The organism is Rhizobium sp. A37_96 (assembly GCF_053521765.1).
The window spans coordinates 501,375-521,840 of record NZ_JBNWDS010000001.1 but is presented as its reverse complement, the minus strand read 5'-3'; the positions used below and the strand labels follow the sequence as shown (position 1 = coordinate 521,840).

At 60.6% G+C, this 20,466-nt stretch carries 19 protein-coding genes and 1 tRNA gene; 14 read left to right on the top strand and 6 right to left on the bottom strand.

All coding sequences use genetic code 11. From position 1 onward, the window contains the following. Positions 1-2 precede the first annotated feature (2 nt). Entirely contained in the window at positions 3-1,898 is a 1,896-nt protein-coding gene (recQ, locus tag ACQZ6J_RS02525; RefSeq protein WP_449081719.1) for a DNA helicase RecQ, read from the top strand. A gap of 39 nt (positions 1,899-1,937) precedes the next feature. Here recQ and ACQZ6J_RS02520 read toward each other — a convergent pair whose 3' ends face one another. Then, the gene (locus ACQZ6J_RS02520) at positions 1,938-2,708 is read right to left on the bottom strand and encodes an SDR family oxidoreductase (protein ID WP_449081717.1); all 771 of its coding nucleotides are present in this window, start codon (positions 2,706-2,708) and stop codon (positions 1,938-1,940) included. A 264-nt stretch (positions 2,709-2,972) separates the two neighbouring features. On the opposite strand from ACQZ6J_RS02520, the gene ACQZ6J_RS02515 reads away from it, so the two are divergent. Beyond that, entirely contained in the window at positions 2,973-4,160 is a 1,188-nt protein-coding gene (locus tag ACQZ6J_RS02515; RefSeq protein WP_449081715.1) for a glycine C-acetyltransferase, read from the top strand. A 21-nt stretch (positions 4,161-4,181) separates the two neighbouring features. Further along, positions 4,182-5,219 carry an L-threonine 3-dehydrogenase gene (gene tdh, locus ACQZ6J_RS02510; RefSeq protein ID WP_163987844.1) on the top strand — a complete coding sequence of 346 codons (1,038 nt, stop codon included), beginning with the start codon at positions 4,182-4,184 and terminating at the stop codon, positions 5,217-5,219. A gap of 95 nt (positions 5,220-5,314) precedes the next feature. Here tdh and ACQZ6J_RS02505 read toward each other — a convergent pair whose 3' ends face one another. Then, positions 5,315-5,626, bottom strand: a complete 312-nt coding sequence (locus tag ACQZ6J_RS02505; protein WP_163987843.1) for a hypothetical protein — start codon at positions 5,624-5,626, stop codon at positions 5,315-5,317. Between the two features lie 42 nt (positions 5,627-5,668). On the opposite strand from ACQZ6J_RS02505, the gene rpoD reads away from it, so the two are divergent. From rpoD to ACQZ6J_RS02475, 6 genes are all read left to right on the top strand, one after another. Then, positions 5,669-7,729 carry an RNA polymerase sigma factor RpoD gene (gene rpoD / locus ACQZ6J_RS02500; RefSeq protein ID WP_163987842.1) on the top strand — a complete coding sequence of 687 codons (2,061 nt, stop codon included), beginning with the start codon at positions 5,669-5,671 and terminating at the stop codon, positions 7,727-7,729. 364 nt (positions 7,730-8,093) lie between these two features. After that, positions 8,094-9,506: a DUF930 domain-containing protein gene (locus ACQZ6J_RS02495; RefSeq protein ID WP_449081712.1), complete on the top strand. Its 1,413-nt coding sequence runs from the start codon at positions 8,094-8,096 to the stop codon at positions 9,504-9,506. A 135-nt stretch (positions 9,507-9,641) separates the two neighbouring features. Continuing rightward, a complete protein-coding gene (locus ACQZ6J_RS02490; RefSeq protein WP_163987840.1) occupies positions 9,642-10,619 on the top strand; it encodes a DMT family transporter in 978 nt (325 codons plus the stop codon). 107 nt (positions 10,620-10,726) lie between these two features. Next, complete coding sequence (locus ACQZ6J_RS02485; RefSeq protein ID WP_449081710.1) at positions 10,727-11,533, top strand: AraC family transcriptional regulator; 807 nt, start codon at positions 10,727-10,729, stop codon at positions 11,531-11,533. A gap of 81 nt (positions 11,534-11,614) precedes the next feature. Then, positions 11,615-12,346 carry a B3/B4 domain-containing protein gene (locus ACQZ6J_RS02480; RefSeq protein ID WP_449081708.1) on the top strand — a complete coding sequence of 244 codons (732 nt, stop codon included), beginning with the start codon at positions 11,615-11,617 and terminating at the stop codon, positions 12,344-12,346. Between the two features lie 96 nt (positions 12,347-12,442). Next, complete coding sequence (locus ACQZ6J_RS02475; RefSeq protein ID WP_163987837.1) at positions 12,443-13,672, top strand: MFS transporter; 1,230 nt, start codon at positions 12,443-12,445, stop codon at positions 13,670-13,672. 90 nt (positions 13,673-13,762) lie between these two features. On the opposite strand, the gene ACQZ6J_RS02470 is transcribed toward ACQZ6J_RS02475, so the two are convergent. Continuing rightward, positions 13,763-14,155, bottom strand: coding sequence for a GNAT family N-acetyltransferase (locus ACQZ6J_RS02470; RefSeq protein ID WP_449081705.1), 393 nt, complete (start codon positions 14,153-14,155; stop codon positions 13,763-13,765). 145 nt (positions 14,156-14,300) lie between these two features. Between ACQZ6J_RS02470 and ACQZ6J_RS02465 the strand changes: the two genes are divergently transcribed. From ACQZ6J_RS02465 to ACQZ6J_RS02450, 4 genes are all read left to right on the top strand, one after another. Further along, positions 14,301-14,654 carry a DUF1428 domain-containing protein gene (locus tag ACQZ6J_RS02465; protein WP_449081703.1) on the top strand — a complete coding sequence of 118 codons (354 nt, stop codon included), beginning with the start codon at positions 14,301-14,303 and terminating at the stop codon, positions 14,652-14,654. An 82-nt stretch (positions 14,655-14,736) separates the two neighbouring features. Further along, positions 14,737-15,162 carry a secondary thiamine-phosphate synthase enzyme YjbQ gene (locus ACQZ6J_RS02460; protein ID WP_449081701.1) on the top strand — a complete coding sequence of 142 codons (426 nt, stop codon included), beginning with the start codon at positions 14,737-14,739 and terminating at the stop codon, positions 15,160-15,162. A 168-nt stretch (positions 15,163-15,330) separates the two neighbouring features. Continuing rightward, complete coding sequence (locus ACQZ6J_RS02455; RefSeq protein WP_163987832.1) at positions 15,331-15,636, top strand: hypothetical protein; 306 nt, start codon at positions 15,331-15,333, stop codon at positions 15,634-15,636. 256 nt (positions 15,637-15,892) lie between these two features. Next, positions 15,893-16,234, top strand: coding sequence for a hypothetical protein (locus ACQZ6J_RS02450; RefSeq protein WP_163987831.1), 342 nt, complete (start codon positions 15,893-15,895; stop codon positions 16,232-16,234). 121 nt (positions 16,235-16,355) lie between these two features. On the opposite strand, the gene ACQZ6J_RS02445 is transcribed toward ACQZ6J_RS02450, so the two are convergent. Further along, positions 16,356-17,099 carry an SIMPL domain-containing protein gene (locus ACQZ6J_RS02445; RefSeq protein WP_449081698.1) on the bottom strand — a complete coding sequence of 248 codons (744 nt, stop codon included), beginning with the start codon at positions 17,097-17,099 and terminating at the stop codon, positions 16,356-16,358. A gap of 161 nt (positions 17,100-17,260) precedes the next feature. On the opposite strand from ACQZ6J_RS02445, the gene ACQZ6J_RS02440 reads away from it, so the two are divergent. Beyond that, positions 17,261-17,336, top strand: a tRNA-Ile gene (locus ACQZ6J_RS02440). Between the two features lie 14 nt (positions 17,337-17,350). Here the strand turns inward: ACQZ6J_RS02440 and ACQZ6J_RS02435 are convergent. Together ACQZ6J_RS02435 and ACQZ6J_RS02430 are read right to left on the bottom strand one after the other, a co-directional pair. Continuing rightward, positions 17,351-17,827, bottom strand: coding sequence for a GNAT family N-acetyltransferase (locus tag ACQZ6J_RS02435; protein WP_449082743.1), 477 nt, complete (start codon positions 17,825-17,827; stop codon positions 17,351-17,353). Positions 17,828-17,939: 112 nt separating this feature from the next. Beyond that, positions 17,940-19,865: a hypothetical protein gene (locus ACQZ6J_RS02430; RefSeq protein WP_449081696.1), complete on the bottom strand. Its 1,926-nt coding sequence runs from the start codon at positions 19,863-19,865 to the stop codon at positions 17,940-17,942. Between the last annotated feature and the right edge of the window lie 601 nt (positions 19,866-20,466).

Below are 20,466 nucleotides of genomic sequence, written 5' to 3'. Positions count from 1 at the left end.
AGATGCCTCAGCCTGAAAGACAAGAGCCGCGATTTTCCGCGGACGACGCATTGTTTGGCAAGCCTGCGTTCGGCAAGCGTATCGGTGCGCCGGCGCCGCTCGACGTCCTGAAGCGCGTCTATGGCTATTCCGCCTTTCGCGGCAAGCAGCAGCAGGTCGTGGATCACGTCGTTGCCGGCGGCGATGCCGTCGTGCTGTTTCCGACGGGTGCGGGAAAATCGCTGTGTTTCCAGATCCCCGCACTTTGCCGCGATGGCATCGGCATCGTCGTTTCTCCGCTGATCGCCCTGATGCGGGATCAGGTGGAGGCGATGAAGCAGCTCGGCATTCGAGCGGCTGCGCTGAATTCGTCGCTGTCGCGCGAGGAAGCCAGCGATGTGTATCGCGCCATTTCCGCAGGTGCGCTCGATCTGCTCTATGTGACGCCGGAACGCATTGCGACGGAGGGGTTCTGCCAGATGCTCGGCAGGGCCAAGATCTCGCTTTTTGCGATCGACGAAGCCCATTGCGTCTCTCAATGGGGCCACGACTTCAGGCCGGAATATCGCGATCTGGGCAAGCTCGCCGAACTTTTCCCCGGCGTGCCGCGTATCGCGCTGACGGCGACGGCCGATCCCCATACCCGCGAGGACATCATCGAGCGGCTGGCTCTCGACGATGCCGCGGTCTTCACCACCAGTTTCGATCGCCCCAACATCGCCTACGAGATTGTCGAGCGCGACCAGCCGCGACAGCAATTGCTGCGCTTTCTCGATGGCCATCGTGGCGATAGCGGCATCGTCTACTGCCTTTCGCGCGCCAAAGTCGAAGATACGGCCGAGTGGCTGAACGGGCAGGGCATTCGTGCGCTTCCCTATCATGCCGGCATGGATCGAGCGCTTCGCGACGCCAATCAGGATGCGTTCCTCAAGGAAGAAGACCTGTGCCTTGTTGCGACCGTCGCGTTCGGCATGGGCATCGACAAGCCGAATGTGCGCTATGTCGCCCATCTCGATCTGCCGGGTTCCGTGGAGGCTTATTATCAGGAGACGGGGCGTGCCGGGCGCGATGGCCTGCCCTCGAATGTCTGGATGGCCTACGGCATGGCCGACGTCATCCAGCGGCGGCGGATGATCGATGAAGGCGGTGCATCCGAAGAGATCAAGCGGGTCGAGCGGGCAAAGCTCAATGCCTTGCTTGCGATCTGTGAAACGGCCGGATGCCGGCGGCAGTCCATCCTCGCGCATTTCGGCGAGGCCCATGGCGGCGGCTGCGGCAACTGCGATACCTGCCTCAAGCCAGTGGAGACCTGGGATGGAACGGAAGCGGCGATCAAGGCGCTCGCGGCTGTCTATCGCACCGGCGAACGTTTCGGCACCGGCCATGTCATCGATGTGCTGATGGGTACGGTCAACGAGAAGACCGAGCGCTTCGGCCATGTCGACATGCCCGTTTTCGGCGCCGGGAAGGATATTCCCGCCCGCACATGGCAGTCGATTTTCCGGCAATTGCTTGCGAGCGGCTTTCTGAGCGTCGACCATACGGCTTTCGGCGCCATGAAGCTCGAGGAGGAGGCGCGATCGGTCTTCAAGCGCGATCGCCAGGTCTTTTTCCGCAAGGATCGCCCGGAGGCTGGGCGTCGCGGTAAGAAGATCGGGCGATCCGAGAAGCCGGCGCATGGACTTGCAGGCGAGGCGCAAGCCTTGTTCGATGCGCTGCGCGCCGAGCGGACCAGAATAGCCAAGGAGCTGGGCGTGCCGCCCTATGTCGTTTTCCCCGATACGACGCTGATCGCCTTTGCGACGGAGCAGCCGAAGAATCACAAGGCGCTTCTCGGGATTTCGGGCGTCGGCCAGTCGAAGCTCGAACGCTATGGGGACGCCTTCCTGGCCGTCATTTCGGATTTCGGCGGTCGTTGATAGTCGGCGACCGAGCGAGAAGGCGTGACGGTCCGCCGGTTACATGCGCACGGTCATGCCCCCATCGACGGTCAGGACATGGCCGTTGACGAAGGACGCCGCGTCGCTGGCCAGAAACAATGCGGCGCCGGCGATTTCGTCCGGCCGTCCCCAGCGCTGAACCGGGATGCGCTGGCGCACGAAAGGAAGCAGCTCTTCATTTGCAGCCATCGCGGCGTTCGTTTCCGTCGCGAACCAGCCCGGAGCAATGGCATTGCTGGTGATGCCATGCGGACCGAATTCCACCGCCATGCCTCGCATCAGGCCCGTCAGGCCTTGCTTGGCTGCGGGATAGACACAGTCGCCGGGCATGACGACGTGACCGCTGATCGACGTGACCGAGATCAGCCGTCCGTGATTGTGTCGCTTCATCAGTCGGGCGGCATCGCGGGACAGCATGATGGAGGCGGCCAGATCCGTATTGAGCAGGGCCAGGATCGCCTCGTCGTCGAAATCGACCAGGGCGCGTCTGTCACGGGCGCCGACATTGTTGATCAATATATCGAGCCGTCCGTGATGGTTCTCGATCTGCCCCATCGCCGCGCGTTGCGCGTCGCGGTCGGCAATATCGAAGGCTGCGGCTTCGGCCGAACCGCCACTGTCACGAATGGCCTCGACGGCCGTCTCCAGCGTTGCCGGGGTCCGTCCATTGACGATGACGTGAGCGCCGGCATCGGCAAGCGCCCGGGCCATTTCAAATCCGAGGCCGCGTCCGCCGCCGGTCACGAGGGCGATTCGCCCCTTCAATGAAAATCTCTCGAATATGCTCATGATACCCTCGACAAGCCCGCTGCCGCACCGGCACGCTCGCGACAATAATGGACTCAGTCAAGTAATTTTTGCAATAGCTGCAGCCCTGGATGCGCGCGAATGGTCTGTTTGGCGCGTCTCGACGATGATAAACGAACCGCAACGTGCCATATCGCGGCAGCGTCATAGCCTCATGTATTTTTGCCGCTGGTGAATGCGGCAGCTGTGCTAATGCTATGTTATCACTCGGCCTGTTTCCGCCATGACCAGTAATGGAATGCGACAATGACCTCTGAATTCCTATCGCACCTGCGCACAGAGCTTGCCGGCCTGAAAGAAGCCGGTCTTTACAAATCCGAGCGCGTCATCACCTCGAAGCAGGCCGGCGAAATCGCCGTTGCCGGCGGTGCGCGCGTCCTCAATTTCTGCGCCAACAACTATCTGGGCCTTGCAGACAATGAGGAGCTTGCCGAGGCAGGAAAGAAAGCCCTCGATCGCTATGGCTACGGCATGGCGTCGGTTCGCTTCATCTGCGGTACGCAGGAAGAGCACAAGCAGCTCGAAGCGCGGATCTCGGCCTTTCTCGGCATGGAGGATACGATTCTTTATTCCTCCTGCTTCGACGCGAATGGCGGCCTGTTCGAGACGCTGCTGTCGGAAGAAGACGCCATCATCTCGGATGCGCTCAATCACGCCTCTATCATCGACGGGGTGCGGCTCTCCAAGGCGAAGCGCTTCCGCTATGCCAACAATGACATGGCGGCGCTTGAAGAGGAGTTGAAGAAGGCCGAGGGCAGCCGCTTCAAGCTCATCGCGACCGACGGCGTGTTCTCCATGGACGGCATCATCGCCAATCTCGGCGGCGTCTGCGATCTGGCGGAAAAATACGGCGCCATGGTCATGGTCGACGACAGCCACGCGGTCGGCTTCGTCGGCGAGCATGGCCGGGGCTCGCCGGAGCATTGCGGCGTCGAAGGCCGGATCGACATCATCACCGGTACGCTCGGCAAGGCGCTCGGCGGTGCTTCGGGCGGCTATACGTCAGCCAGAGGCGAGATCGTTGAGTGGCTGCGGCAGCGTTCGCGCCCCTACCTCTTCTCCAATACATTGGCGCCCGTCATCGCCGCCGCGTCGCTGAAGGTGTTCGATCTGATCGACAATGGCGACGAATTACGTGCACGGCTCAAGAGCAATGCCGAGCTTTTCCGCAGCGAGATGACGAAGCTCGGCTTCACGCTGGCCGGCGCCGATCACCCGATCATTCCCGTCATGCTCGGCGATGCAAAGCTGGCGCAGGACATGGCGGCGCTGATGCTGAAGAAGGGCGTCTACGTCATCGGCTTTTCCTTCCCCGTCGTTCCCAAGGGCCAGGCGCGCATCCGCACGCAGATGTCGGCCGCCCATTCGAAGGCGGATGTCGAAAAGGCAATCGCAGCCTTCGCGGAAGCCGGAAGAGAACTCGGAATCATTTGAATTGGTTGGAGAGAACCGATCATGTCGAACATGATGAAAGCGCTGGTCAAAGCCAAGCCGGAAGTCGGGCTGTGGATGGAGCATGTCCCGGTGCCGGAAATCGGGCCGAACGATGTCCTGATACGGGTCAGGAAGTCGGCGATCTGCGGCACCGATGTCCACATCTGGAACTGGGACCAATGGGCGCAGAAGACCATTCCCGTGCCGATGGTTGTCGGCCATGAATTCTGCGGCGAGATTGCTGAGATCGGCTCGGCGGTGACGAAATATCACGTCGGCGAGCGCGTCTCCGGCGAAGGGCACATCGTCTGCGGCAAATGTCGCAACTGCCGGGCGGGCAGGGGGCATCTCTGCCGCAACACGCTCGGCGTCGGCGTCAACCGCCCCGGCTCCTTCGGCGAATTCGTCTGCATTCCCGAATCCAACGTCGTGCCGATCCCTGACGACATTCCAGACGAAATCGCCGCGATCTTCGATCCGTTCGGCAATGCGGTCCACACCGCGCTGTCCTTCGATCTGGTCGGCGAGGACGTGCTCGTCACCGGCGCAGGGCCGATCGGCATCATGGGCGCGATGGTCGCCAAGCGCTCCGGCGCGCGCAAGGTGGTCATCACCGATATCAACCCCACCCGGCTGGCGCTCGCTCGCAAGGTCGGCATCGATCACGTCGTCGATGCCTCAAAGGAGAACCTTGCCGATGTGATGAAATCCGTCGGCATGACGGAAGGCTTCGACGTAGGCCTGGAAATGTCGGGCGCCGCACCCGCCTTCCGCGACATGATCGACAAGATGAACAATGGCGGGAAGATCGCCATTCTCGGCATTGCGCCGGCCGGCTTCGAGATCGACTGGAACAAGGTCATCTTCAAGATGCTGAACCTGAAAGGCATCTACGGTCGCGAGATGTTCGAGACCTGGTACAAGATGATTGCCTTCGTGCAGGGCGGTCTCGATGTATCGCCCGTCATCACCCACCGTATCGGCATCGACGATTTCCGCGATGGCTTCGAAGCTATGCGTTCCGGCAATTCCGGCAAGGTCGTCATGGACTGGAATTGATGCCATTCGGACACACTTCCGGCGTCGATAATACCTGCCGATGCCGGAAATGTGAGGCTTTGTTTAGGATGCTCTTGTCATCGCGCGGGGACTTCCTAAATACGGGAAACAATTGATTGCGGCGCACCGAGCCTGTGGATAAGGCTTTTTCGTGCATTTAACGGGCTTTTTTGCTGGAAAAGCTTGACGAGAACTAAAATTCTGGGAATCACCGTTTGACTTCGGAAAGAACGGTAAACTGGATCAAGCGGATCACCTACTACCATGGCCGGAAATCCAAACGCAATCCAGCTTTGCACTCCGGTGGCGGTGATCGTGGTTAATCGGGCATTAAAGGTCATTCCGTTAGGTGTTTGTCGGTGAGTCGCGGCTGGTGCAGGGCGCGCCAGCCAGAATGAATGTTTCACCGCGTGTAAGTTTGCAGCGTCAGGGAAAGCGACGATATAGAGATGGCAACGAAGGTCAAAGAGAACGAAGAAGCTGAAGTCGAACGCGACGGCACCTCCGACGGCCCACTTCTCGATCTTTCCGATGACGCGGTCAAGAAGATGATCAAGGCCGCGAAGAAGCGCGGCTATGTGACGATGGACGAGCTCAACGCCGTCCTTCCGTCCGAAGAAGTGACGTCCGAGCAGATCGAAGATACGATGGCCATGCTTTCGGACATGGGCATCAACGTCATTGAAGATGAGGATGTCGAAGAGGCCGGCGCCGCGACAAGCGACGACGACGATGCCGGCGGCGACGAAGAGAGCGAAGGCGGCGAACTGGCCCCGACCAGCGGCTCCGCGCTTGCAACAGCCAAGAAGAAAGAGCCGACCGACCGCACGGACGACCCGGTGCGCATGTATCTGCGCGAAATGGGTTCCGTCGAACTCTTGTCGCGCGAAGGCGAAATCGCGATTGCCAAGCGCATCGAGGCTGGCCGCGAAACGATGATCGGCGGCCTCTGTGAGAGCCCGTTGACGTTCCAGGCGCTCATTATCTGGCGCGACGAACTCAACGAGGGCACGACGCTGCTGCGCGAGATCATCGATCTCGAAACCACCTATTCCGGTCCCGAGGCCAAGGCTGCGCCGCAGTTCCAGAGCCCCGAGAAGATCGAGGCCGACCGCAAGGCTGCCGAAGAGAAGGAAAAGGCACGTCGCGGCCGCTCTCCGTCCGGCGACGACGACATCACCAATGTCGGCGGCGAGGGCCTGCCGATCGAGGAGGAGGAAGAGGACGAGGACGAATCCAACCTCTCTCTCGCCGCGATGGAAGCCGAGCTCCGTCCGCAGGTCATGCTGACGCTCGACAACATTGCCGAAACCTACAAGAAGCTGCGCAAGCTGCAGGACCAGCAGGTGGAACAGCGCCTGTCTGCTTCCGGCACGCTGTCTTCGGCGCAGGAGCGCCGCTACAAGGAACTCAAGGATGAGCTGGTCAAGTCGGTCAAGTCTCTGTCGCTGAACCAGAACCGCATCGACGCCCTGGTCGAGCAGCTCTACGACATCAACAAGCGCCTCGTTCAGAACGAAGGCCGCCTGCTGCGTCTTGCCGAATCCTATGGCGTCAAGCGCGACAGCTTCCTGGAACAGTATCAGGGCGCCGAGCTCGATCCGAACTGGATGAAGTCGATCGGCAATCTGGCCGCCCGCGGCTGGAAGGAATTCGCCAAGAGCGAAAACACGACGATCCGCGATATCCGCCAGGAAATCCAGAATCTTGCGACCGAAACCGGCATTTCGATCTCTGAATTCCGTCGCATCGTTCACATGGTGCAGAAGGGCGAGCGCGAAGCGCGCATCGCCAAGAAGGAAATGGTCGAAGCCAACCTGCGCCTCGTCATTTCCATCGCCAAGAAGTACACGAACCGCGGCCTGCAGTTCCTCGACCTCATTCAGGAAGGCAATATCGGCCTGATGAAGGCGGTCGACAAGTTCGAGTATCGCCGTGGCTACAAGTTCTCGACCTACGCCACCTGGTGGATTCGTCAGGCGATCACCCGTTCGATCGCCGACCAGGCGCGGACGATCCGTATCCCGGTGCACATGATCGAAACGATCAACAAGATCGTTCGCACCTCGCGCCAGATGCTGCACGAAATCGGCCGCGAGCCGACGCCGGAAGAATTGGCCGAGAAGCTCGCCATGCCGCTCGAGAAAGTGCGCAAGGTGCTGAAGATCGCCAAGGAGCCGATCTCGCTCGAAACGCCTGTTGGTGACGAAGAGGATTCGCATCTCGGCGATTTCATCGAGGACAAGAACGCGCTTCTGCCGATCGACGCCGCCATCCAGGCGAACCTGCGCGAAACGACGACCCGCGTTCTGGCATCGCTGACGCCGCGTGAAGAACGCGTGCTGCGCATGCGATTCGGCATCGGCATGAACACCGACCACACGCTCGAAGAAGTGGGCCAGCAGTTCTCGGTTACGCGCGAACGTATCCGTCAGATCGAAGCCAAGGCGTTGCGCAAGCTCAAGCATCCGAGCCGCAGCCGCAAGCTCCGCAGCTTCCTCGACAGCTAAGCCGCTATTGGCGCTGTTACGACATCGAGCCCGGTTCGCGAGAGCGAGCCGGGCTTTTTAGTGACGATATCGGCTGCTGGACGAGTTCTTCTAACGGTGGATGCGCGGGTTTTCGCGCTATATGATCACGCAGGTTTGTTTTTGCGCCATTGCGGATCGGACGGATGCCTGACAAGTTCGATTTCGACAAATACCTCTTTCGAGGAGTGCTGTCGGATACCATATGTCTGCGGACCCAAGAGTCCTCTCGTCTGTTTGCCGGTAAGGATCGAATGAATCGATGCGCAATTTCCTCTTGATCGCTTTCTCCGCACGAGCCATCCGCTGAACGATGGAACGGGCTGAGGCAAAACGGGACAAGGAGATGAGGCCGGGCTTTGTCCTGTCGATCCTCCTGCACGTCCTGTTTGTCGCCATTTTTCTGCTGCCGCTGCTTCCGGCGCCGCCGCAGGCAAAGCCTGAGCAGAGCATCAACGTCGAGCTGGTGCCGCAGCAGGAGGAAAAGCAGGAGCTGGCGACCAAGGAAAACGAGAAGCCCGATCAGCCTCCGAAGCCGACACCAAAGCCGGATGAGAAGCCGCAGCAGCAGACGGCCGACGCCAAAGACGAGCCGCAGCAGCCTCAAGGAAAGAAGCCGGCCGAACAGCCGCCGAAGCAATCCGATCCACAAGGCAAGGAGGCATCGGAGAAGCCCCCAGCCAAACCTGATGAGACCAAGGCCGATCAGCCGGAAAAGCCTGACGATTCCAGTGCTGAGAAGCCTGTCGAGAAAGCGGAGCAGCAACCTTCCGCGACCGAGACACCCCTTCCGGATATGAAAGGCGATCAGAAGGACCCGACCACCACGCAGCAGGCCGAAGCTTCTGAGCAGCCGAGCGATACCCCTCCGACGCCGCCGAACGATGCGAAGGCTGAGCAGGAGCAGGAGGCTCAGGCCGCAGCGGCGGCTGCTGCCCAAGCCCAGGCTCAGGCCCAAGCAGAGGCGGCGCAACAGGCGCAGGAGGCCCAACAGCAAGCTGACGCCAAGGACCAGCAAGCCAATGCGGCGCAGCCGCCGGCAAGCGACTCGACCGAAAAAGCTTCCTCCACGGCCCCAGATGTGCTGGCGACCAATGAGCCTTCGGATTCGCAGGTGCAGCAGCCACAGGCCCCGTCGACCGATCAGAACGATCCGCAGGCGCAACAGGCCGCACAGGCGCCCTCAGGCGATCCGCAACAGCAATCTCCTGCCGGGCAGGCTAAGGATGAGGCGAAGGATCCGCCGCAGATCGTCGTTCCGGCGGTAAAGCCATCTCCGACGCAGCAAAGCTCTCAGAGCCAGTCTGCTTCGAGTAGTCAAGGCGGTCCGGCGAGCGGCACGGCCCTGGTCACCGAGCCGCAACCGCCTAGATCGGTGGCGCCGAAGAGAGCCATCCAGGCCAAAAAGCTCTACTCAGGCGCCGAGATGGCGCGCCTGTCGAAGAGTGAGTACGACGCTTGGAAGAAGTTGCCGCGGCGTCAGCGTGTGTCCTACCTCTGCAATTCCGAGGAAAAGCTTCAATATCGCAGCGATTTACGGGCCGTTGGTTATGTGAATTCCGCATTGTCGCAGGCAATGGTTTCCGATGTCAGTCTGTTTGGCGACGGCGTCGCCGTTCAGACCCCCAATGGCTGGCAGAAAGTGGCATTCACCTGCGAAGTGGATGGTGATGCTCTAAAGGTTACTGCCTTTTCCTACACGGTCAGGGGTCATGTTCCCGCGAGCCAGCTGGATAAATTGGGCTTCGTTGGAAATTGATCCGGAATAGTCGCTTCCGGCATCCACCTGAAACAATAGTTTATTGCCAGCCCAATCGAAATTCGGTTCATTTCATCATACAATTGGCTGTAACTACCTGATTCAGTGTCCTCCCATCGTTTCGTGACGTTTCCGATGTCCTCGATTACAGCCGATTCCAGCTCCGTGGCCGCGAGCCGCTCCGCCTTGCGCGGAGTCCTTGTTGCATTCGCGGCCTATGCCGTCTTCGCCTTCAGCGATGCGTCGATCAAGATCCTGCACGGCGTCGTTCCGTCCTATCAGGTCGCCTTCATCGGCGCGCTGTTCGGTTTTGCCGCCGTGCCGTTCCTGAAGCGGCGGGAGGACGGCTGGCTCGACATGGTGAAGACGTCGAGCCGCCCATTCTGGCTGTTGCGTTTCATCTGCGGCGCGACGGGCGCCATCTGCTCCGTCATCGCCTTCACCAAGCTGCCGATGGCGGAGGCTTTCGCGCTGCTCTTCCTGTTGCCGTCCTTCGTGACGATTCTTTCCGTCATTTTCCTCAAGGAGGACGTGCGCTGGCAGCGCTGGACAGCCGTCATCCTCGGTTTCGTCGGTGTGTTGATCGTCCTGCGCCCCGGTTTTCGCGAACTGTCTATCGGGCATCTCTGCGCAGCTATCGGCGGTCTTGCGGGCGCGATTTCCATCGTCATCAATCGCGCGCTCGGCTCGAAGGAAAAACGCATCTCGCTCTATGGGGCCGGCCTCTTTGGGACCATGATCGTCAGCGGCTTCCTCATGCTCTCCGAAGTCACGATGCCCACGCCGACGCAATGGATTTTCCTGGCGAGCTATGGCCTGCTTGGCGCTTTCGGCAACGTCCTGCTGTTGAATGCCGCTCATATGGCGCCGGCCAATCTGGTCGCTCCGCCGCAATATAGCCAGATGTTGTGGGCCATCGCCTTCGGCTACCTGCTGTTCAACGACAGCATCGACATGCCGATGGCCCTCGGCATCGTGCTTATCATCTTTTCCGGCCTGTTGACGCTGGCGCGGGAGCGCAGGCGTGGAACACCGCTGCCGGCTGCTGTCGCCGGCAATGCGCAGGCGCCGCTGGCGACGACGGCGGACATAAAGGCCCCGGCCGACGTCTGAGCTTGTGTTCCGATCGGAGATGCGCAAAACTGCCTGTCACAGGCGATGATCGGTTGTCATCGCGTCGTTTGGGACGGCAGAGTTGGCCGCATGGGAGGGCGATGCGGATGAGGTCCGGCCAGTTCACGATACTTCGCTCTAACGCCGCCGGTATCGAGGTGGTGAGGGCCGAGACGGGCCACAGCTTTCCCAAGCATACGCATGATCAATTCGGCATCGGCATCATCGAAGCCGGCGCACAGGCATCGCTCAGCGGGCGCGGGATGGTGCAGGCCGAAGCGGGCGATATCATCAGCGTCAACCCGAACGAGGTGCATGACGGCATGCCGGTCGGCGAGAGCCGGGCATGGTCCATGCTTTATTTCGATCCACGGCTCATCGGCGACCTGTTGCGTGACATCGCGGAAGGCCGGTGTGGAGCGATGGAGTTTCCATCGCCCGTCATGCGCAACAGCGATATGGCCGCGCGTTTCAAAACCCTGTTCCCGCTTCTGATCGAGGCGACGGCCCGGAATGCTCTTTTGCGGGACGGGCTGCTGCTATCGCTCGTTGCCGGCGTTATGCGCCAGGGCGGAGGCGGCTCGAGTGACAATGCCAGTCACGCGGTCGTCAGCCGGGCGCGGGATCGGATCGATGACGATCCGGCCGCTCCCTTGACCCTCGCCGAACTTGCCGAGCTCTGCGGGTTGAGCCACTTCCGCTTTCTGCGGGCGTTCAGCAAGGCGACGGGACTGACGCCCCATGCTTACCTCATGCAGCGTCGTATTCATGAGGCGCGGCGGCTGATCGCTGCGGGTACATCCTTGGCCGAGGCTGCCTTTGCCTGCGGCTTTGCCGATCAGAGCCACATGACCCGCCTCTTCGTGCGCAATTTCGGCGTCTCGCCCGGCGCCTATGCCGCGGCCATGAGCTGAGCCGTCTGCAATTTTGTTCAAGACCGGGAGACGGTGACGCGGTTTTCTGCTGCCGAAGCAGGATCAGCAGAAGGAGATTCCATGTTTTTCCGCCATTCGAACGAGATGTGGGCCGAGTTTCCCGAGCTGGTCGCCGGTACGCTGTTTGCCGAAGGGATCACCTCGACCGTCGATGCCGCCGCTCGTGTCGCCGGATATCATGCGGCCGCTGCGGAACGGCTGGCCCAAGGTCCCGAAAGCGAGATGCCTGAGATCCAGGCCTGGCGGCGCAGCTTCTCCAAAATGGGGTTGAAGCCGACGCAATATCGCTGCGCGTCCGAAGCGCTGCTTCGCCGCTTTCGCCAGGAAGGAGCGCTGCCGCGGCTGCATCCGCTCGTCGATCTCTGCAATGCGGTCTCGATCGCCTTCGCCATTCCCGTCGCCGTTTTCGATCTCTCGAAGATATCCGGCGATCTCGAGGTGCGTCATGCAGACGGCAGCGAATCCTACCTGACCTTTGCCGGCGAGATGGAGCATCCGGAGCCGAGAGAAGTGATCTTCGCCGATGCGGCGGGACAGGCCCATGCCCGACGCTGGACCAACCGGCAGAGTGGCCTATCCGCCGTGCGCGACGGCACGCGCTCGGTGCTCATTGTCGCGGAAGCGATGCACGACACGGCGGGCGACGACGTTCCGAAGCTGATCGGCGCGCTTGCCGCGGAGTTGGCTTCCATTTGGTCGATCGAGGGCAGACGGGGACGCCTTACGACTTCTTCACCGCGATTTGATCTGTCGCCCGCAATGAATTCGCAACTGCAGCAAAAACGAGATTGACAAGAGGTGCGTTCAGGCAGAGCAGGGGACTGTAGAATTTCAGCGGTTTGAAAAAGCATGTCTGCGAGCTTTCGTGCCGGCAGACGAAGAAGGCTCATGGATACCCTGCAGAACCTTGACCGGCCCAGCGTGCTCGGTCACCCCGGCTATCGTTCATTCGTTGCGTCGCGTGTCTTTTCCTCGATAGGCTTTCAGGCGGTCACGGTCGCCATGGGCTGGATGATCTACGATCAGACCCACAGCGCCTTCTACCTTGGCCTCGTCGGCTTCTGCCAGTTTCTTCCCATGGTCATCCTGACATTCGTCGTCGGTCATGTCGCCGATCGGTTCGATCGGCGTCGCATCGGCCTCGCCTGCCAATTGATCGAGGCGCTGACGGCCCTGGTATTGGCGGCCGCCGTCTGGCAGCATTGGATAGGGCCGGCCGGCATTCTGGCCGCCGTCGCCGTCATGGGCGCTGCGACGGCTTTCGAGCGTCCCACGATGGCGGCGCTGCTGCCGAATATCGTGCCGTCGTCGCTGCTGCAGGTTGCCATCGCCACCTCGACATCCATGATGCAGACCGCCTTCATCATCGGGCCATCGCTCGGCGGCCTGCTCTATGGCGTCAGCCCGGTCGTACCGTTTGCCGTTTCGGCCGTGCTGTACGTGATTGCGAGCTTCAACGTCATTTCGATCCGGCTCGAGCGGCTGCAGTCGCCTTCGCGCGAGCCGATGACCCTGAGTTCGGTCTTTGCCGGGGTTTCCTTCATCAGGAGCCGGCCCGTCATGCTCGGCACCATCTCTCTCGATCTCTTCGCCGTCTTGCTTGGCGGCGCGACGGCGCTGTTGCCGATGTTTGCGCGCGATATCCTGCATGCGGGCCCTTGGGGGCTCGGCCTTTTGCGCGGTGCGCCGGCAATCGGGGCCCTGGTCATGTCGATCTGGCTGGCGCGGCGGCCGCTGCAGACCGATGTCGGCAAGAAGATGCTGTTTGCGGTGCTTGTTTTCGGCGTGGCCACGATTGTCTTTGCATTGTCGAGCAACATCATCCTTTCGGTTGCCGCGCTCTTCGTCGTTGGTGCGTCCGATACCGTGAGCGTCGTCGTGCGCAGCTCGCTCGTCCAGCTCCTGACGCCGGATGCCATGCGCGGTCGCGTCAATGCCGTGAATTCGCTGTTCATCGGCACATCCAATCAGCTCGGCGAGTTCGAGTCGGGCATGCTTGCCAGTGCGCTTGGGCCGGTCCTGACCGGCATCGTCGGCGGCGTCGGCACCATCGTCGTGGTGCTGCTCTGGACGCGGCTTTTCCCGGATCTGACCAAGGTCAAGACGCTCAAGGGCTAGCGTTTTCCATCCTGCTGGCGCGTTTCGCAGCCCTGTTCCGCAACTGGCTGCTCTCGCAGACCCGGTCGGCAGCCCAGGGATAGCCGCGTATCAATCGCGCAGCCGGATCAGGCCAGCCTTCGTCGGAGCGAAGCCGAGCTTTCGATAGAAACCGGTCAGGTGCGGTTCGAAATCGACATGCAGCCATTCCGCGCCACGGTCGCGGGCCAGCATTTTCGCCTGCTCGACCAGTTCGCTCGCGATGCCCCTGCCGCGAAAGGCCGGATCGACGCATGTATCGAGAATGAAGGCGTGAATGCCGCCATCCCAGGCGACATTGACGAAGCCAATCAACGTCGAGCCTGAAAATGCGCCGACATGGGCGAGATTTCTGGAGAGGATCGGCTGGAAATCACGCGGCTGGGAGCTGCCCCATGCGGTCGTCCAGAGGGCATTGAGCGCCTCATTTTCAAGATTCGGATCGTGCCTGTATTCTATGTCCATTGGCATTCCCTTGGATGGATCGCTTGACGGATCCTTCGTGCTTGCGGCCCCGTGGCGGGAACGCGGCAAAATATGCGCGGCCCATGTCGGATCCGGCCGTCGTCGACCGTCCTTTGAGGGTGAGCATAGAACAAAGGAGGAAGAAATGTCCTATGTCGACGGTTTCATTGTCGCCGTGCCGAAAGACAAGATCGAGATCTACAAGGATTTGGCGCGCACGGCCGGAGAGGTCTGGCGGGAACATGGTGCGCTCAGCTATGTCGAAGCCATCGGCGACGATGTGCCTTATGGCGAGCGCACATCCTTCCCGCGTGCGGTGCAGGCGACGGAAGACGAGGTCGTGGTATTTTCGTGGATCACCTATGAATCGAGGCAGAGCCGCGACGCGGTATTGGCGAAGGTCATGGCTGACCCGCGCTTGAAGGAGCACATGGAAAACATGCCCTTCGACGGCGAGCGCATGATCTATGGCGGCTTCGACATCGCCATTGAGCTATAGGTTGTGGCAGTGCCCGGACTTGACATTCCGGTCACCGCGCCCGACTTCATGCGCATCGCCGTAACCACATTCTGGAAGCGCCATGCCGCAAACCGCCGTCACGCTCTCGACCTACGGTCAGGGCCTCTATGAATTCACCGACGAGGCAGCGGAATTCGTCCGGACAGCTGCTGCTGGCGGTGAGGGGCTTTTGACCGTCTTCGTGCGCCATACCTCCTGTTCCCTCCTGATTCAGGAAAATGCCGATCCCGATGTGAAGACCGATCTCAAAACCTTCTTCAGCCGCCTTGTGCCGCCATCCTCCGACCCTTCGATGCGCTGGGTCGTGCATACGATGGAGGGGCCGGACGATATGCCCGCGCATATAAAGTCCGCGCTGACGCAGGTTTCGATCGGCATTCCGGTGACGCATGGCCGGCTGGCGCTCGGCACCTGGCAGGGCATCTATCTCTTCGAGCATCGCGACCGGCCGCATCGGCGCGAAATCGTGCTGCATTTCTCCGCCTGAGCGGGCGCCATGATTTCGTCAACTGGTTGTTAACCGTCATGAATACAATCTGAACGGACAATTCGCGTTCGGTTCAGCTTGGCTGACCTAATGTGAGCCCAATCCCAAAGGCATCGGCCGACAACGGGATTGCAACGATCCGCAGCAAGGATTTGAAGGAGAAACACCATGACCAATCTGTTCGCCAAGGCAGGTATTGCAGCTCTCATCGCGCTCGGCGCCGTTTCTGCAACGGCCGTTACCGCATCGGCCAATGACTTCCATCCGGGTATCCAGCAGGTTCGCTACGATCACAACCGCGGTCGCTCGTGCTCGCCGGTTCTCGCCGTCCAGAAGGCGCGCGAAATGGGTCTGCGCCGCGCCCGTATCGACAATATCACACCGCGCCGTGTCGTGGTCGAAGGTTTCGGCCGCCGTGGTCCGGATCGGGTCGTGTTCGCCAACGCTCCGGGTTGCCCGCTGATCCGTCGTTGATCGCAGCGGCCGGGCTCGCTCAGGTTTTCCACATCTATTCGATGGATTCGAAGCCGCCTCCGAAAGGGAGGCGGCTTTATTTTTTACGCTGTGCTATTATCGACCATCTGGTGTCATTTTGGCGTTCATTGTACCTGAATAGCGGATGAATGGCTGATTCTGAGCTCGTTCAGTATCGCGCCGTTACCTCTTGGGCACTCGCTCGGTAAATCTTGCAGGTATGAGAGAGAAGCCTTTTCGCTTCATGGAGAACACAATGAAACAAATGCTGGCAAAGTTGGGGGTCGCCGTTGCCGTCGCAGTGACTGCGTTATCGGGCACGGCGGATTTTGCCTCCGCGCAGGGCGTGGATATTTATGTCGGTCCGGGCCGGCATCGCCCGCCACCGCCGGATTACGATCGTCCGCCACCGCCGCGCTTCGACCGTCGCGGCTGCGATCCGCGCCAGGCGATCGATGTTGCCCGCAGCTATGGTCTGCGCCGTGCCCGCGTCGTTGACGTGACGCCGCGCCGCGTCATCGTCGATGGCTTCGGCCGCCGCGGCCCCGATACGATGATGTTCGCCAACGTCCGCGGTTGCCCACTTCTGGGCCGCTGATAAGCATCGCGGGCGCACAAGGCGCCCGCTCTTTTTCTGACCTTTTTGCCTTTTGGCGGGGCCGCGAAACCGCCCTTTGTTCGATCCTTGCGGATCTGAGCGAAGGGCGGTTTTGTTTTGGTTACTGCTGGATCGCGTAGGTGATGCTCACCGATGCGTTGTATTCGTTCTCACCGTTCGCGACGGGAACGGCCTTGTCCATCGGCGCTGCGGCGGCCATGGCGCGCATGTAAGGCTGCGGCGGGGCAGCGATGCCGCCTTCGTGGATTGCGATGATGCGGCCGAGCTTCACGCCGGCGGCATCCGTCAGGGTCTTCGCCTTGGCCGCAGCATCGGCGACCGCGTTCTTGCGGGCTTCTTCAAGGACCGCATCCGTCTTGTCATTGGTGAACTGGATATCGCCACCCTGGTTGACGCCGAGCTTGACCGCTTGGTCGAGAAGGCCGCCGAGCTTGGAGAGATCACGTACGCGAACGGTCAGGCCGTTCGTCACCTGATAACCGGTCAGCACCGGCGGCTGTGTATGGCCGTCCTTGTCGTTCGAATAGGTGTATTGCGGCTGGATGGAAAAACCCGAGGTTTGCAGATCGCGCTCGGCGATGCCGCTTTCCTTCAGTGTCGCCAGCACGGCGCCCATGGCCTTGTTATTCTGGTCGAGCGCATCCTGAGCGGCTTTCGCCTGCTGGACGACCGACAGCGTCACGACGGCCATATCCGGCGCGACGGCCGCATGTCCCGCGCCGGCGACGGTGATGACGGCTTCTCGCGGCTTGGCATCTTCAGCGAAGGCCGCAGCCGCGGGCACGAAGAAAGTGGCGCTGACAAGAGCGGCAAGAGCAAAATCTCTGGTTTTCGTCAGTAGCATGGTTCGTTCCTTGGTTGATAATCCCTCAGGTTCGCTTTTGCTGATTGATTGTGAAGGTATTACGGCAGTCCCTTGTCGTAAAAGAGAAATTGGGTTAGAGCCAAGTCGGCTCCGGGGAACCATTGCTCCGGAGTCGCAAGCGCGAGGCCTTTTCTCGTGCCGGGCCTGTAGCTCAATGGTTAGAGCCGGCGGCTCATAACCGCTTGGTTGGGGGTTCGAGTCCCTCCGGGCCCACCATTTTTTTGTTTTGTTCAAGCATCGAACCCCGCGTGATAGGCAACCGCGCCGGTTGGCGGCGGTCCCTTGAATACGATCCGCTGAAAATATTCGGCCGGCACGTCGGCGTAGCGAAGGGTCGGGTCGCTCGTGAAGCCGAAGCGGGCGTAGTAGCCGGGGTCGCCAAGGACGACGCAGCCGTTGGCGCCGTTTTGTTTCAACTGGGCGAGTCCGCCCTCGATCAGCATCTTGCCGATACCATAGCCTTGTCGGTCGGGCCGGACAGAGACCGGGCCCAGACCGTACCATGCTTCAGCTCCGGATTCGATCGTGACGGGCGAGAAGGCGATATGGCCGACGATCTCTTCATTCTCCAGGGCGACGAGAGAAATGGTCAACGCGCCAGCATCACGCAAGGCATCGACGATCGCCGCTTCCGTGCCCGAACTGTGTTCCGTGTTCTGGAAGGCGGCGGTGGTGAGCTTGCTGATGGCGTCGATATCCTCGGGCATTTCCGCGCGTAGACGAGTCAACGATGTCGGCCTTCCATGTTGGCGGTTTCGGATCATCTCGCTTCTAGCACAGTTGCAAGCGTTCCGGGCAGGATGCCGCATATGGCGATGTTCAGAAACCGGCCTTCTTCAGCCCCTCGCGATAAAGATCCTTGTGCCATTGCTCCTTGCTCGGGACGAGGGACAGCCACCTGTCCACATCGAAATCGGGATTGGTCTCGCGGACCCGGCGCACCAGCATTCGGGCTTCGTCCTGATGGCCCAGCATTGCCCAGCTGGCAGCCGCGAGCCTGTCCGCAAGGCTGGGATCGGCCATTTGGCCGATGTAGTCGAGGGCGGTCTGGAACTGGCTGAGCGCATAGTTCGCTCCGGCTGCCGTCCACAAATATGAATCCGGGTTGATGGGGTTGAGCTCCATAGCATGCTGGATTTTTTCCAGGGCAAGGCCCGGCCGGGAGAAATGCACCAGCGTGTCCGCATGGTCGGCGATGACGTCCGCATGATGCGGGCTGAAGGATTCCGCCACTTCCAGCGCTTCGACGCTCTCGTCGATCGCTCCCCGGAAGAGCTTGACGACCCCAAGCTCGCGATAGCCGTCGGACAGGTCGTTGCGAATCGAGATGGCGCGTGTGGCAAAATCCTCTGCGGCTTTCAGCAGCCCGTCGTCACCGCGGGCAGTCAGCAGCCATTCCTTGGAATAGGTGCGGGCGACGGAGCTGAGCGCCGGTGCAAAATCGGCGCTTTGGCGCAGGGCGGCTTTCAGCTCCTTGCGCGCGCGGCGCATGTTTGGCAGGGTCAGGCGGTGAAGATACTGCTGCCCGACAAGATATTGATGGTAGGCGGCGGGGTTCTGCTCAAAGTACGCGCGCGTCATTTCATGGCGCTCGACCTCGGCGGCGACGGCGAGGACGATCTGCCGCGACATATCGTGTTTGTTGCGAGCCAGATCCAGCTTGCCGAAGTTGAAGCGCTCGGCCCAGACGACCTCGTTGCTCGGCAGGGATATGAGCTGCGCAAATAGCGAGAGGTCGCGATCGTGCCCGCTCAATCGGGTCTCCAGCACGTAGTTGATGTCGTAGCGCTCGAAAAGCGCGAGTTGATTTTCGCTTTGGCGGCTTATCTGAACGGCGGAATAGGGGGCGATCACTCTGACGCTGTGCAGGGCACAAAAGCCGAGGGTGATGTCTTCGACCAGCGAGGACGCGACCATGGTCGCGGCTATATCCGCGCTGTCGTTGCCGGGTGGCAGCAAGGCAAGACGCGGTATGCGCAGGATAGGCTGCGTGGCGATATCGTGCTGCAGCGTAGCGCCTGTTGAGGAAAGTGCCGATGCGGCGGATAGTTGCGGGCGTGGCACCGCCATCAAGGCCGCCAGCCAGGACGGGGCGAGATCCCTGCGCCGCGAGAACATGTGTTTGAGCTGTTCAAGACCGCCTTCGACGTCAAACGCCTTCAACAATATGCGGTGGGTCGTCTCGTCTTGTGGCTCCGCTTCGAAAAGAAGGAGCGCGGCCTCCTTGATGATCGCAGCATCGCCCTCCGTCGCACCCGGTTTTGCCACGGCATCAAGCGTTTCCTTCAGCATGGCGAGATGACGTTTCCTTTCGCCCTCTCTCCAGTCGAGGAAAGCTCGGGTTTGGCAGTTGGCTCCCTCCAGAAATTTTAAGTTGAGGCTTCTTGATAGGATGGCAATATTTTCTGCAGAATTCTCGGGCGCGCCGGTACGGAATGGCGTGGCGTCGCTCACGATCGAGCCGTGGACGAGGTGGATGTCCGTGTCGTCGAAGATCAGGAATTCCATCTTCAGGCCCGACTGCCTGCTTTTGATGCGAGAGATGAGCTTGCGCAGGGTTGTCAACGAGTTTGCAATGTCGCCATCTCCCCACAGAAAGCGCGCCATGCTTGTCCTGCTGGTGGATTTGCTGTCGCTCGCAAGCAGATAGGCAAGTATCAACAGTGCCTTCTTCGGGAATCCTATTTGGCGTTCGTCACCGTCCAGAAGAGCGATCTCTCCAAAAGTTCTGAGTGAAAATTCCATCGCGCCTTCTATATTGCTTCAGACATGTAACGACTGTGCTCTTCTGGAAAAACCGCGATTATAGGCCGGCTAAACGTCGATATCACAGTCGAATCGATCTTATATTTCTGCGGCACGGCATGAATATTTGCAACTCAACTATTGTCATGCCTCTACTTTGAAAGTTATTGTTGCGCAAAATCCCGTTTTCTGACGACCGGGCGCCAACGGCGGTTCTGCCCTGCGCGTCGCTCTACAGGGAGGGCCTTCTGCCCGGCACGAATGTCGCATTCGCCGTCCGGCTGCATGGTTTTATGGGCAGGCGGGATTGCTGAGATACGCCATTCACAGCGGGTCGGATCCCAGGTGCAACGAACCTTCCAACTCCTTTACCGGCCTCGGCTTTTATCGGTTGCCGCAGCGTGCATGGCCGGTGAAACGGGACGGCATATACCTTGGTATAAGGGCCATGCACCATCGCCTGATTGACCCTCCATGGCGGGTGTGACAATACCGCCTTGCCTGCACGACTGATGCGAAGGCTGACGAAACCAACAGATCAAGAAACCAATGGACAGCTACCCTAGTCGCTGTCCGGCTGCAGCTTCGCGCCGCATCCGGA